Raw genomic sequence first — 15,030 nt, 5'->3', positions numbered from 1 at the left:
GTGGGCTTTAAGCAATTTGCTGAGCAACGACAAGGAAATGAAATTCCTCGTCAGGAGAAATGTCATGAGTAAACTTCTTGATAGGTTTCGCTACTTTAAACAAAAAGGCGATACCTTTTCCGGGGATCACGGGCAGGTACTGACTACCAACCGCGATTGGGAAGATAGCTACCGTCAGCGCTGGCAGTTCGACAAAATCGTGCGTTCCACCCACGGCGTCAACTGCACCGGCTCCTGTAGCTGGAAGATTTATGTTAAAAATGGGCTGGTCACCTGGGAGACGCAGCAAACTGACTATCCGCGAACCCGCCCGGATCTGCCGAACCATGAACCGCGCGGCTGCCCGCGCGGTGCCAGCTACTCCTGGTATTTGTACAGCGCCAACCGCCTGAAATACCCGCTGGTGCGTAAACGCCTTATTGCCCTGTGGCGCGAAGCGCTTGCAGCCCACAGCGACCCCGTTGCAGCGTGGGCATCGATTCAGGACGATCCGGCAAAGACCAAAAGCTATAAAGAGATCCGCGGGCGCGGCGGATTTGTGCGTTCGAGCTGGAAAGAACTCAATCAGTTGATTGCCGCCGCCAATGTATGGACCATCAAAAAATATGGCCCGGATCGCGTCGCCGGTTTTTCTCCCATCCCGGCTATGTCGATGGTTTCTTACGCCGCCGGCACCCGCTATCTTTCTTTATTGGGCGGCACCTGTCTGAGCTTCTACGACTGGTACTGCGATTTACCCCCCGCCTCGCCGATGACCTGGGGTGAACAAACCGATGTGCCGGAATCCGCTGACTGGTACAACTCCAGCTATATTATCGCCTGGGGCTCGAATGTCCCCCAGACCCGCACCCCGGATGCACACTTTTTCACTGAAGTACGCTACAAAGGCACAAAAACCATCGCGATTACGCCCGATTATTCGGAAGTGGCGAAATTATGCGACCAGTGGCTGGCCCCAAAACAGGGTACAGATGCCGCGCTGGCGCTGGCGATGGGCCACGTAATTTTGAATGAATTCCACGTTAAAAACCCCAGCGACTATTTTATCAACTACGCGCGCCGGTATACCGATATGCCGATGCTGGTACTGCTGGAACAGCACGCAGATGGCTTTTGGCAGCCGGGACGAATGGTGCGCGCCAGCGACCTGGTGGACGGGCTGGGAGAAGCCAACAACCCGGAGTGGAAAACCGTTGCCTATAACAGCGACGGCGAACTGGTCGCGCCGAACGGCTCTATCGGTTTCCGCTGGGGAGAAAAAGGCAAATGGAACCTGGAATCGCTGGCAAATGGCAAAGAAATCGAGCTGCGCCTGAGCCTGATTGAAGACGCGGATGAACGGGTTACCGTCGGGTTCCCCTGGTTTGGCGGCTATAACAACCCCCACTTCCCGAGCGTGGAAATGGACCCTATTACCCTGCATCAGCTACCGGTAAAAACGCTCACCCTCGCCGATGGTAGCCAGGGGCGCGTAGTCAGCGTCTACGATCTGGTGCTGGCGAATTACGGTATCGACCGCGGTCTGGACGACGCTAACGCCGCTCAGGATTACCAGCAAATTAAGGCATACACGCCCGCCTGGGCGGAAAAAATCACCGGCGTTCCGGCGCATCACATTGAGCAAATCGCCCGCGAGTTTGCCGATACGGCGAATAAAACCCACGGACGCTCTATGATAATCCTCGGTGCCGGCGTCAACCACTGGTACCACATGGACATGAACTACCGCGGTATGATTAACATGCTGGTGTTCTGCGGCTGCGTTGGTCAGAGCGGCGGCGGCTGGGCGCACTATGTAGGCCAGGAAAAACTACGCCCGCAAAACGGCTGGCTACCGCTGGCGTTTGCCCTCGACTGGAATCGCCCACCGCGCCAAATGAACAGCACCTCCTTCTTCTATAACCATGCCAGCCAGTGGCGCTACGAGAAACTGACGGCGCAGGAGTTACTCTCTCCGCTGGCCGATAGCAGCAAATACAGCGGGCATCTGATTGATTTTAACGTGCGCGCGGAGCGTATGGGCTGGCTGCCCTCAGCGCCTCAGCTTAACGTCAACCCGCTAACTATTGCCGCAGAGGCGCAAAAAGCGGGGCTTTCGGCAGCAGAGTACACGGTTAATCAACTCAATAGCGGCGAGATGCGCTTCGCCTGTGAACAACCCGATAATGGCAGTAATCACCCGCGAAACCTGTTTGTCTGGCGCTCTAACCTGCTCGGTTCCTCAGGGAAAGGCCATGAATATATGCTCAAGTATCTGCTGGGGACTCAGAGCGGTATTCAGGGAAAAGATCTCGGCAGTACCGACCACGTGAAACCTGAAGAAGTGGAATGGCAAACTGCCGCAATCGAAGGCAAGCTGGATCTGCTGGTGACGCTCGATTTCCGCATGTCGAGCACCTGTTTGTTCTCCGATATCGTATTGCCGACTGCCACCTGGTATGAAAAAGACGACATGAATACCTCGGATATGCATCCGTTTATTCACCCGCTGTCTGCCGCCGTCGATCCCGCATGGGAATCCAGAAGCGACTGGGAAATTTACAAAGGCATCGCCAAGAGCTTTTCCGAAATCTGCGTCGGCCATCTTGGCGAAGAAACCGACGTAGTGCTGCATCCGCTACAGCATGATTCTCAGGGCGAGCTGGCTCAACCGTTCGGCGTGCAGGACTGGCGCAAAGGCGAATGTCCGCTTATCCCCGGGAAAACGGCGCCGAATATTGTGGCTGTTACTCGGGATTATCCGGCGACCTATGAGCGCTTTACCTCGCTTGGCCCACTAATGGAGAAACTTGGCAACGGCAGCAAAGGCATTAACTGGAAGACGGAACAAGAGGTCGAGCTACTTGGTAAGCTGAATTACCGCAAAACGGAAGGCCCGGCGGCCGGACGCCCGCAGATTAATTCAGCCATTGACGCCTCTGAGGTGATCCTGACTCTGGCACCGGAAACCAACGGTCAGGTGGCGGTCAGAGCCTGGGAAGCCCTCGGCGAGATAACCGGGCGCGATCATACGCATCTGGCGCTGCCAAAAGAAGACGAAAAAATTCGCTTCCGCGATATTCAGGCCCAGCCGCGTAAAATTATCTCTAGCCCCACCTGGTCCGGGCTGGAAGATGAACACGTTTCTTATAATGCCGGTTATACCAACGTGCATGAACTGATCCCGTGGCGCACCGTGTCAGGCCGCCAGCAGCTCTACCAGGACCACCCGTGGATGCGCGATTTCGGCGAAAGTCTCGTCACGTGGCGCCCGCCGGTGGATACCCGCAGCGTTGAAAACATGCTTAATGTGAAGCCGAACGGCCACCCGGAAAAAGCGCTTAACTTCCTGACGCCGCACCAAAAATGGGGCATTCACTCCACCTATAGCGAAAACCTGCTCATGCTCACCATGTCGCGCGGCGGCCCCATTGTATGGATGAGTGAAGTTGACGCGAAAGAACTCGGCATCGCCGATAACGACTGGATTGAGGCCTATAACGCCAACGGCGCCCTGACGGCGCGCGCAGTAGTTAGCCAGCGCGTTCCGTCTGGCATGACCATGATGTACCACGCGCAGGAGCGCCTGATGAACATACCCGGCTCCGAGATTACCGGACTGCGCGGAGGTATCCATAACTCCGTCACCCGGGTATGCCCAAAACCCACGCATATGATAGGCGGCTATGCGCAGTTGGCTTACGCCTTTAACTACTACGGTACCGTCGGCTCCAACCGCGATGAGTTCATTGTGATACGTAAAATGAAAAACGTGAACTGGCTGGATGACGAAGGTATGGATCAGGTACAGGAGAGCAAATCATGAAAATACGTTCACAGGTCGGCATGGTGCTCAACCTCGACAAATGCATCGGCTGCCACACTTGCTCTGTGACCTGCAAAAATGTGTGGTCCAGTCGCGAAGGCATGGAATACGCCTGGTTCAATAACGTTGAGACCAAACCCGGCATCGGTTATCCCAAGAATTGGGAAGATCAGGAAAAATGGCAGGGCGGCTGGATCCGTAAAATTAACGGTAAATTGCAGCCCCGCCTCGGTGGCAAAGTGGGCATATTGGCCAATATTTTCGCCAACCCGGTATTACCGCAAATTGATGACTATTACGAGCCATTTACTTACGACTACAAAACGCTGCATAACGCGCCGGAAGGAAAACACCTGCCGACGGCGCGCCCCCGCTCGCTGTTAACCGGTAAGCGCATGGAAAAAGTGGAATGGGGGCCAAACTGGGAAGAACTGCTGGGCGGAGAATTTGAAAAGCGCGCGCAGGACCGTAACTTTGAAGCCATGCAAAAAGAGATGTACGGGCAGTTCGAAAATACCTTCATGATGTATCTGCCCCGCCTGTGCGAACACTGCCTGAATCCTAGCTGCGTGGCATCCTGCCCCAGCGGCGCAATTTATAAGCGTGAAGAAGACGGCATCGTGCTTATCGATCAGGATAAATGTCGCGGCTGGCGCATGTGCATCAGCGGTTGCCCTTATAAAAAAATCTACTTTAACTGGAAAAGCGGAAAGTCAGAAAAATGCATTTTCTGCTACCCGCGTATTGAATCCGGACAGCCGACGGTTTGCTCCGAAACCTGCGTTGGGCGCATTCGTTACCTTGGCGTGCTGCTCTACGACGCGGATCGCATTGAAGAAGCCGCCAGCACGGAGCATGAAACCGATCTCTACGAGCGTCAGTGCGACGTGTTCCTTAACCCACACGATCCGGCGGTCATCGAAGAAGCATTAAAACAGGGTATTCCACAAAACGTCATCGATGCAGCCCAGCAGTCGCCGGTCTATAAAATGGCGATGGACTGGAAACTGGCGCTGCCGCTGCATCCTGAATATCGTACCCTGCCAATGGTTTGGTACGTGCCCCCCCTGTCGCCGATTCAGTCTATCGCCGACGCCGGCGGATTGCCGCATAACGGCAGTATTTTGCCAGCGGTAGAAAGCCTGCGTATTCCGGTGCAGTATCTGGCGAATATGCTCAGCGCTGGCGACACTGGCCCGGTACTGCGCGCCTTAAAACGCATGATGGCAATGCGCCATTACATGCGCTCGCAAACGGTAGAAGGCGTTACTGATACACGAGCGCTGGAAGAAGTGGGCCTGAGCGTCGCTCAGGTAGAAGAAATGTATCGCTACCTGGCCATCGCCAATTATGAAGACCGCTTCGTTATCCCAACCAGCCACCGTGAAATGGCAGAAGATGCCTTCCCGGAGCGCAACGGCTGCGGCTTCACCTTTGGCGACGGTTGCCACGGCTCAGATACCAAATTCAATTTGTTCAACAGTAGCCGCATTGATGCCATCAATATCACAGAAGTGACCGACAAGGCGGAGGGTGAATAATGCAGGCGCTAAAAGTCATTGGTCTGCTGCTGGAATACCCCGACGAGCAGGTATGGAAATGCCGGGCAGAACTTATAGCTCTGGTGGCGCAGGATGCGCCGGAATTAATGCCATTTACTACAGATTATCTTGCCGGCGCGCTGCTGGACAGACAGGCGGAATGGTGTGAAGTCTTCGAACGCGGTCGGGCCACATCGCTACTCCTGTTTGAACACGTTCACGCGGAATCGCGCGATCGCGGTCAGGCGATGGTGGATTTGCTAACGCAATATGAACAGGCGGGGTTGCAATTAGACTGCCGTGAACTGCCTGATTATCTACCGCTTTATCTGGAATACCTCAGTACCCGCATTGATGCTGAGGCGCGCCAGGGGCTGCTGGACGTCGCGCCGATACTTGCTTTACTCGGTGCGCGCTTAATGCAGCGCGAAGCGCCATGGGCCGCTCTATTTGATACACTGCTGCGCCTTGCAGGCAGCTCGCCAAGAAGTGACAATGTCACGCAGCAGGTTGCTAAAGAAACGCGCGACGATACGCCAAAAGCGCTGGACGCGGTGTGGGAAGAGGAACAGGTTAAATTCATCGAGGATAGCGGCGCGTCCTGCAGTTCCTCGCCGTTACAACAGCACCAGCGGCGCTTTAGCCAAAGCCCGGCGCCGCAATATCTGGATCTCTCTGCGGGAGGCCCCAAATGATGCAATATTTGAATGTCTTTTTTTACGATATTTATCCCTATCTATGCGGAACGGTATTCCTGCTCGGAAGCTGGGTACGCTACGATTATGGGCAGTACACCTGGCGGGCTTCATCCAGTCAAATGCTGGATAAAAAAGGGTTCCGGCTGGCCTCTAACCTATTCCACATTGGTATCCTCGGCATTTTTGTCGGCCATTTTTTGGGCATGCTGACACCGCACTGGATGTATCAGGCGTTCCTGCCCGTGTCGGTTAAACAACAAATGGCGATGTGGCTGGGTGGGATTTGCGGGGTACTTACGCTAATAGGTGGGTTACTACTTTTAAAACGACGGCTATTTAACCCGCGCGTGCGCGCCTCTTCCAGCACGGCGGATATCCTGATCCTGTCTCTTTTAATGATCCAGTGCGCGCTGGGGTTAGGTACCATCCCCTTCTCTGCCCAGCATACGGATGGCAGCGAAATGCTTAAACTGGTGAATTGGGCGCAGGCTGTGGTCACTTTTCACGGCGGCGCTTCAGCCCACCTGGACGGCGTCGCCTATATTTTTCGCGTGCATCTGGCATTGGGAATGACACTTTTCCTGCTGTTCCCGTTTACCCGCCTGGTACATATTTGGAGCGCGCCGGTGGAATACGTTACGCGTCGCTACCAGCTCGTTCGCTCACGTCGCTGACGCGATATCCTAAATCAATACCTCTTTTCATCGCGCGGCGGGCATTGAAAACCCGCCGCATTTTTATAGCGTCATCGATAGTATATCGGCGCAGCGAAAATATTCTGCATAAATAGCCGGTGCTCCGCTTACTGATTGCCTTTTTTGATAATGCTATAAACACCGCTCAGAATAGCCCTGATTTTCGCTTTGTAAGTAATTACATCCATTCTCTATCGGAATAGAAAAATAGACTATAACAAGTCACTACGGCTAAATACAACCTATCACGTTTTTAACTATCCTTTTGTTAGGGAAACTCCATTGGTCATTACAGATTATTTATGCCCTATAAAAGAGAGAAAGCGCACGTCGCGTTGTTAACGGAAATAACTATTACGCTTTAACTCCATTTTTATCTTTAAAGTCATACAATTAAACAAACCGGATTATTATCACAACGTTATTTCTCGTATTCATTAGTTTTTTTCATCAGCAATAATGTAAAAAACTCAATTTCCTCTTGCAGCCCCCCTTTTATCTTTGACACCATGTTCGCGTTTAAAACAAACGTGCAGCGACTCTATTTAACGCTATGTTTATTATGTGCCTGTTAATACAGCTTCTGGCTGAGAGTACACCTCTTATTCTCATAGTTTATTGAATAATCTGATAATTATTCATTGCCCCATTTAACGGGCAGTGCAGGTATCAACCGTGAACCACCGTGCGTAATAAGCACAATATATTCAGATCTGTGAATATATGTAGCTCCTTACAAATAGCATAGCCAGGAAAATTGGCTATATTCCTAAGGTATTTTCGTGTTTGCTGGCCTTCTGTTGATGTAATGAATTGCAGAACACGTTGACCTATTTATCACTCAACAGGAGGCCACTATGGCTATCCCGCAATACCGTTTCGATGCGATTGAAACGGACGATGTCGATCTTGATGCAGAGAATCTCGCCTATGCCCTAAGCGCGGCTATCGGGGTTTTAGCGTCCTGTATCGCCGGAAACTCACAGCAGCGTAAAGAAGAAATATTGCGCAAATTCGATATCGCCGTGAAGAAAAACGAAGATGAGGACTGTCATACGGAGCTTGCCTGGCTTGCGCAGTCCACAAAACTGACGCTGCTTGGCAACAATGAGTCCTCCTGATAAGCCCACCGCGATGACTGACTTCAGGCGTTGGCGTTTTATTCGCTGATGGCCGTGGGAGCGTATGTTACCTTCGGCCATAAAACTCAGAATTATCGGGGCCAAGAAAGCGTGAGCTTGCGCACACTTTGTTCTCTGCGATCGAAACAAGTGTCTACGCTTAAACAATGTAAAACCTCAAATACTATTTTTACCAACGATATCCGGAGGTGCCTATCGCCATGACCAACCACAAATTCAATGTGGCTGAGTTAATGGAATTCGGCGTTGAAGATGAATTGAGCTATGAGTTAGACCCCTGTGAACTTAAGCTCAAAGAGATGCGCGATGCTGAACCCGAACCGGAAGGCATTGAGGGGCTCCCTGCTTCGGACGCGCTAACGCCGGCGGATCGTTATCTGGAACTGTTTGAACACGTGCAGGCGGCACGCATTTTTGCCGATAGTAAAACCTTCCCTGACTGCGCGCCGCGCCTCGATCCGCTGGATGTCCTTATCCGGTACCGCCGTATGCGCCACCGTCCGGAATTCGACTTGCGTCAGTTTGTCGAGCAGCACTTTTGGCTGCCTGAGGCACAGAAGCAAAACTATGTTTCCGATCCTGAAATGTCGCTCAAAGAACACATTGACAGCCTGTGGCCGGTGCTGACCCGTGAACCTCACGATCATATTCCGTGGTCTTCACTGCTGGCGCTGCCCCAGGCCTATATCGTGCCCGGCGGGCGCTTTGGCGAAACTTATTACTGGGATTCTTACTTTACGATGCTGGGGCTTGCTGAAAGCGGACGCGACGATTTACTGCGCTGTATGGCCGATAATTTCGCATGGATGATTGAAACCTACGGTCATATCCCTAACGGCAACCGGACCTATTATCTGAGCCGTTCTCAGCCGCCTGTATTCGCGCTGATGGTCGAGCTGTTTGAAGAAGACGGCGTGCGCGGCGCCCGGCGCTATCTGGATCACCTGCGCCAGGAATACGCTTTTTGGATGGACGGCGCCGAATCGCTGACCCTGAATCAGGCTTACCGGCACGCAGTGCGTATGCCGGACGGCAGCCTGCTTAACCGCTATTGGGACGATCGCGACACGCCCCGCGACGAATCCTGGCGCGAAGATGTCGAAACCGCCCGTCGCTCCAGGCGCCCGGCGAATGAAGTATATCGAGACCTGCGCGCAGGAGCCGCCTCCGGCTGGGACTATTCATCGCGCTGGCTGCGCAATACCGATCGTCTCGCCAGCATTCGGACCACCCAATTTATTCCGGTCGATCTTAATGCATTGCTGTACAAACTGGAGAACACGATAGCAAATATCTCTGCGCTCAACGGCGAAAAAGACGAGCAGGCGCGTTTCCATGCCAAAGCGTCCGCGCGTCGCGACGCCATGACGCGCTATTTGTGGGACGATGAAAAAGGCTGCTATCGCGATTACGACTGGCGCCGTCAGCAGCCGGCGCTGTTTTCAGCGGCCAGTATTGTGCCGCTGTACGTTGAGTTAGCCACTCCCGATCAGGCGCGCCGCGTCGCGGACGCCGTGCGCACGCGTTTGCTCACCCCCGGCGGCATCCTGGCAACAGAATATGATACCGGCGAGCAGTGGGATAAACCAAACGGCTGGGCGCCGCTGCAGTGGATGGCTATTCAGGGGCTGAAACGCTACGGGCACGATCTGTTGGGCGACGAAATCGCCCGCCGCTGGTTGAAAACCGTTAACCTGGTTTATCAACAGCGTCACAAACTTATTGAAAAATATCATATTGCCGACAGTAGTCCGCACGAAGGCGGCGGCGGCGAATATCCGCTTCAAGATGGATTTGGCTGGACCAACGGCGTTGTGCGGCGGTTAATCGGCCTGTATGGCGAACCATAATCATCACCGCTTTGCCTGCGCGGCGCGCTCCGCGCAGGCCTCTCTCCTTCTTTTCCCTCAATCTGCTTTCTCTTATAGCTATCGGCAGCGCTTTCTGCTGAAAGTAACGTCGTCGCTAACTTCAACCTTAAGTCAATAGACCGCCTGTCGCTAAACGCTCGTCACGAAATGGCAAAACGTAAGGACGCGCCTGCGCGCAAAATGAAATCGCAGCAGGACGCTGCGTTAATAAAAAAGCAAAAGGCGACCACTATGAAAAAGATTCTCCCATTATCCGCACTGACCCTTGCCATGACATTAGGCGCATTTTCTGGCGCAGCTCAGGCCGCAGCCGGTGACAGCAGCGTTGCTGTCAACTATGCCCAAAGCCACTTTAACCACACACACGGCGATGATGCGAAAGGCGCCCAGATTCAATATCGTTATGAAACTGACGATGAGTGGGGAGTGATGGGTGCGGTTACCTATACCGGGGCAACCTTCGACGATAGCGCTTCGCACGGCGTGGGACGAGGCCATGGCGATCACCATTACTTCTCACTTAAAGCCGGCCCTACTTACCGTATTAACGACTGGGCCAGCGTGTACGGCGATATAGGCTACGGTTATGCGCGCAGCAAATACAATACGCCAGTGCGACACACCACCAGCAGCGACTCGATGTTTATCTACGGTGCCGGATTACAATTTAACCCCTATCAGGATTGGGTTATCGATGCAGGCTATGAATACGGTACGGCGGGCGATATTCAGGTAGGAACCTGGAACCTTGGCGTTGGCTATCGTTTCTAATACTGCGTGATACCTTCCAGAACCAGGCTGCCTTCATACTGAAGGCGGCTTTTTATCCCTTTAGACGGTATTTTCCCCATAAGAAAGCCAGTACCGGACTATTGCACTTAATATCATAGTAATACCCCATGTTACCTCTTTGAATGCCGCTTTTTTAACTGACAGTAAAAGTCCACTGGGTGAAAAGCCCCAAAAAGCCAAACGGCAAGCGGGCTGTATTACGCAGTCAGATTCTGGAACGACATCACATCAGCCATGGCTCTGCTGGCGCAAGAAGTATCGCCACTATGGCAACAACCCTTGAAGGCTTCAGAATGGGGCGCTGGCTTGCTGGCAGGCTCATGAAAGAACCGGGACGGGTGAGTTGTCAGCAACCCACCCACCGGTATAAATGTGGTGGTCATGAACACATCCCTATCCCAAATCACCCTGAGCGACAGTTCGCAGTGACAGAGCCTAATCAGGTGCGGCGATGTGACGTATATCCGGGCAGGCACTGGGCTTACCTCGCCGTTGTGCTCGATTTGTTCGCCAGAAAACCGGCAGGCCAGCAATGTCATTCTCACCGGACAGCAGGCTAACCATCAAAGCGCTGGAAATGGCGTGGGAAACCCGAGGTAAACCAGCAGGAGTGATGTTCCACAGTGACCAGGATAGCCACTACACAAGCAGGCAGTTACTGTAGCTACTGTGGCGTTACCGGATCAGGCAAAGTATGAGCCGACGTGGAAACCGCCGGGACAACAGCCCGATGGAACACTTCTTTAGAAGTCTGAAAAACGAGTGGGTGCCAGTGACAGGCTATATAAACTTTAGCGAAGCAGCTCATGCGATCGCAGACTATATCGTCCGGTATTACAGTTCGCCAAGGCCGCATGACGATAACGGTGGATTACCCCCAAACGAATCGGAAAACCGATACTGGAAAAACGCTAAAGCCGTGGCCAGTTTTAGTTGACCACTTCAGTTTTACCATGGCATAGCACATGCGAGAATTTACCGATGATTAAGTCCTTATCAAGTGTGTACAACCTATTCAGATTTTCCCATGAGTTGCATGGCTGACAGGGCCAAATACTGAATGCCACGTCCTGGGATGTCGCTTTAAATTAGCAGTAAAAATCCGCCTTCATAGAAGGCGGCATTGCTTTGATGCCCCAGAGGGGCATACCAAATTCCTTAAAAAAAGTCTCTGCCAGTCTTATGAGATTTAAATCCCAAAACAGCAAGGCAAAGCCAAACCTGTTGATGACCACGTTCACAGGGCGTGGCTTTAAATTGGCAATAAAAAGCGGCCCTTCTGTTACCAAAAGGGCCGCTGGCACTCTATCTATAGTGATATTACGAACTACTTCGTTACATCACAGCGCGGATGCGAGGTATGACTCTTGTTGTGTACCGCTCTCGCTAAGCCTGAATGCGGCTACCGCGTCGGTAAGATGATGTACCTGCTCTTCCAGCGAACCGGAGGCGGCAGCGGATTTTTGTACCAGTACCGTATTTTGCTGGGTGACGCTGTCCATTTCCGTCACGGCTTTTTCAATCTGGCTAATGCCGCTGCTTTGCTCATTCGATGCGGTAGAAATATGCTCCATCAACACATTTACCTGGCTGACCGAAGCGATAATGGCGCTCATAGCCTCAACGGAACGGCTGACCTGATCGGAACCGGTATTAATATTGGTGGCGGACTCAGAAATCAGGCCTTCAATCTCTTTGGCTGCAACCGCACTTCGCTGCGCGAGGTTGCGAACTTCTGCGGCAACAACCGCGAAACCACGCCCCTGCTCGCCTGCCCGCGCGGCTTCTACCGCGGCGTTTAGCGCCAAAATATTGGTCTGAAATGCAATGCCATTAATAACCGAAGTGATCTCTTCAATTTTCCTCGAACTGTCGCTTATTCGCTCCATCGAGACAATAACTTCTTTAGAAACCCGCTCTCCGGTCCGGGCATTATCTACAGCTTCATTGGTGAGGCGGCAAGCCTTAAATACATTACTGGTATTTTGTTTAACCGTGGCACCCAACTGCTCCATACTGGCGGCGGTTTCAGTCAGCGCCGCGGCCTGCTGCTCGGTACGCGAAGCAAGATCGCTATTTCCAACGGCAATTTCCTGCGAGGCCTGTGATACCATACCGGTCGCATTACGCACTCTGGCAATAATCTCCGCCAGCGAATAGCGCATTTGCTCCATAGTGCCAATCAGCTCTTTTATTTCACTGCTGGCGCTGATATTAGTCGGCACCTGTTTATCCAGGCTGCCTTCCGCTATCTGGCTGCAATAATTTTTTGCTTCTCCCAGCGGGTTAAGCACATAGCGCTTCAAAAATAGCAGGATAGCAATTGCCACGGCCAGAAACAGTCCGCCAAACACAATCAGCAGGCAAACACCGGTAATAAAATGATTCTGCGCGTCGCTATTCAGCGCCTTCGCATACGCTTCATGCCGCGCGAGAACGCGGTCCAGAACAATCTCATACTGCCGGTCCAGGCGCGCCACATTAGGGATCAGGCTTTTAAAACGTAGCTGATCGTTATCTGCTGCGGCATCAAGCAGCGGCTGAATAGCCTGCTGGCGATAAGCCAGATACGCCTTGCGATAGGCATTCTTATCGGCCGTTTCCCCTGCCAGCTCCGGCGCGTCAATGTAAGCCTGGAAGGCCGCATCGGCTTTTTCCGCCGCGAGTTTCACCCCGTCCAGCGTAGCTTTGGTCCGTAAATCATTACTCTCCATTTCTTTCATATATTCCATCACACGCACGCGCAGAGTACGGCTGTGGTTGATGGGATCGATAATAGACAGCACAACGCGGATCTCTTTATTCACCGTATTCAACGATTGATTACTGCGAGACAGTAGCCAAATACTGACAATAACACTGGTGAAAAAAAGCACAAACAGCACAAACATAACAAACAGCGAGGATTTTTTTAGTGACATAGAGGCATCCCTGACGGAGTAAGAGTCAATGACACTATCGGCCAGAAGCCCATTTTTCTGAGATGATTACCCTGTAAAGTTTCTTAAAAACAGGTAATTGTCATTAATTGCTGTAATTATGCGTGCCCTATCACGGTAAAAATAAATTCACACCCAGCCAAATCTATTATGCCCGACCAGCGGTTAGCATTGAGAAAGTGGTCATATTCAGCACCTAATCGCCACAATACGCACCTGCTGACGCGACGCGCCAGCAGAACTGCATTAGCGTCACTTCATGATTTGCCGATCAGGATGACACATCATCCGGCCCTACGCGCACAACGACTTTACCAAAGTTGTTGCCTTCCAGTAGTCCTGTGAAAGCCTGAGGCGCCTGCGCCAATCCTTCGATAACCTGCTCCCGATAATGAATTTTCCCCTGGTGCAGCAGCGGGCGCATTCCGGTCAAAAATTCCGCGTGACGTTCACCGTAGTCAAGCCCAATGATAAACCCCTGAATACGAAGCCTCTTTTTCAGAATAGCGCTCATTAGCTGCGGCAGCCTATCCGGCCCGCCCGATAGCGCGATCGCATTGTAACCGGATACCAGCCCACACACCGGAATACGTGCGTTCGCATTCAGCAGCGGCAGCACCGCATCAAAAACCTTACCGCCAACATTTTCGTAATAGATATCAATGCCCCGTGGGCACGCCTGCTGCAACCGTTGAGCAAAATCACCGGCGCGATGGTCGAGGCAGGCCTCAAAGCCCAGCGTTTCCTGCGCATAACGACATTTTTGTGCTCCCCCGGCCACCCCAACCACCCGACATCCCTTTAGCCTGGCCAACTGACCAACGGTAGCGCCTACCGGGCCGGTAGCAGCTGCAACCACCAGCGTCTCTCCCGGTTTTGGCTGGCCAATATCGTGCAATCCCATCCAGGCGGTAAAGCCCGGCATACCCAGTATTCCGAGATACCATGAGCGCGGTTGCGATGCGTCATCCAGTTTCATCAGCCCCTGTCCATCTGATATGGCGTAGGTCTGCCAGCCGGAGTATGCCAGCACCCATTCCCCTGGCTGATAATCAGGATGTCGGGATAATTCTATCCGGCAAATCGTGCCTCCGGGCATCGTAGCGCCAATAGCCAGCGGCGGCGCGTACGACGGTTCGTCGCTCATTCGCCCGCGCATATAAGGGTCCAGCGACAGCCAGATCGTGCGCATTAACACTTCTCCCTCTTCCGGTTCAGGGCACGGCTCGGTTTCCAGCCGGAAGTTTTGTGGCAATGGCACTCCATGGGGTCGGGATGCCAGTACCCAGCGCTGGTTTTCAGTATGCATCTATACCTCCTGTATCTCATTATCACTTAACGCCTGCTCACCGGGCGTTAGGGTTAAAATCCGCCTGGGACAGCGTCCGTGCTCGTATGGCCTCCATGAAGAGATTCAGCTTCCCATACATTCCAAGTAGCCAACTGCGCCAGGCAAAATTTAGTCATATATCTTTTAGCATAGGGCGAATAACGGCGCTGTTGCTCCGCGATCCACGCTCAGCTGATTTCATGCTGCAGGTCTTTGG

Annotated in this window: 9 protein-coding genes and 1 pseudogene; 8 read left to right on the top strand and 2 right to left on the bottom strand. The window is 52.8% G+C overall.

Annotation, left to right across the window (positions count from 1 at the left end; genetic code table 11):
* Positions 1 to 64 precede the first annotated feature (64 nt).
* The 8 genes and pseudogenes from SFA31_RS14575 to SFA31_RS14540 form a co-directional block, all read left to right on the top strand.
* Positions 65 to 3,805, top strand: a complete 3,741-nt coding sequence (locus tag SFA31_RS14575) for a nitrate reductase subunit alpha (RefSeq protein ID WP_322838634.1) — start codon at positions 65 to 67, stop codon at positions 3,803 to 3,805.
* The gene (gene narH, locus SFA31_RS14570; RefSeq protein ID WP_322838633.1) at positions 3,802 to 5,346 is read left to right on the top strand and encodes a nitrate reductase subunit beta; all 1,545 of its coding nucleotides are present in this window, start codon (positions 3,802 to 3,804) and stop codon (positions 5,344 to 5,346) included. Before SFA31_RS14575 ends, narH begins: the two co-directional genes overlap by 4 nt.
* Positions 5,346 to 6,041, top strand: a complete 696-nt coding sequence (gene narJ / locus SFA31_RS14565; RefSeq protein ID WP_322838632.1) for a nitrate reductase molybdenum cofactor assembly chaperone — start codon at positions 5,346 to 5,348, stop codon at positions 6,039 to 6,041. The genes narH and narJ overlap by 1 nt, the downstream gene beginning before the upstream one ends.
* The gene (gene narI, locus SFA31_RS14560; protein ID WP_322839381.1) at positions 6,041 to 6,718 is read left to right on the top strand and encodes a respiratory nitrate reductase subunit gamma; all 678 of its coding nucleotides are present in this window, start codon (positions 6,041 to 6,043) and stop codon (positions 6,716 to 6,718) included. The genes narJ and narI overlap by 1 nt, the downstream gene beginning before the upstream one ends.
* An 878-nt stretch (positions 6,719 to 7,596) precedes the next feature.
* A complete protein-coding gene (locus tag SFA31_RS14555) occupies positions 7,597 to 7,860 on the top strand; it encodes a hypothetical protein (protein ID WP_322838631.1) in 264 nt (87 codons plus the stop codon).
* Between the two features lie 221 nt (positions 7,861 to 8,081).
* Positions 8,082 to 9,731, top strand: coding sequence for an alpha,alpha-trehalase (locus SFA31_RS14550; RefSeq protein WP_322838630.1), 1,650 nt, complete (start codon positions 8,082 to 8,084; stop codon positions 9,729 to 9,731).
* Between the two features lie 252 nt (positions 9,732 to 9,983).
* Positions 9,984 to 10,523: an Ail/Lom family outer membrane beta-barrel protein gene (locus SFA31_RS14545; protein ID WP_322838629.1), complete on the top strand. Its 540-nt coding sequence runs from the start codon at positions 9,984 to 9,986 to the stop codon at positions 10,521 to 10,523.
* Positions 10,524 to 10,708: 185 nt separating this feature from the next.
* Positions 10,709 to 11,481, top strand: a pseudogene (locus tag SFA31_RS14540) (IS3 family transposase); the annotation flags it as partial.
* Positions 11,482 to 11,884: 403 nt separating this feature from the next.
* Here the strand turns inward: SFA31_RS14540 and SFA31_RS14535 are convergent.
* A complete protein-coding gene (locus SFA31_RS14535; protein WP_322838628.1) occupies positions 11,885 to 13,465 on the bottom strand; it encodes a methyl-accepting chemotaxis protein in 1,581 nt (526 codons plus the stop codon).
* Between the two features lie 289 nt (positions 13,466 to 13,754).
* Positions 13,755 to 14,792: an NADP-dependent oxidoreductase gene (locus SFA31_RS14530; RefSeq protein WP_322838627.1), complete on the bottom strand. Its 1,038-nt coding sequence runs from the start codon at positions 14,790 to 14,792 to the stop codon at positions 13,755 to 13,757.
* Positions 14,793 to 15,030: the final 238 nt, after the last annotated feature.

Source organism: Erwinia sp. HR93 (genome assembly GCF_034555055.1).
Lineage (GTDB): Bacteria > Pseudomonadota > Gammaproteobacteria > Enterobacterales > Enterobacteriaceae > Apirhabdus > Apirhabdus apintestini.
This window is presented reverse-complemented; position numbering and strand designations above follow the sequence as displayed.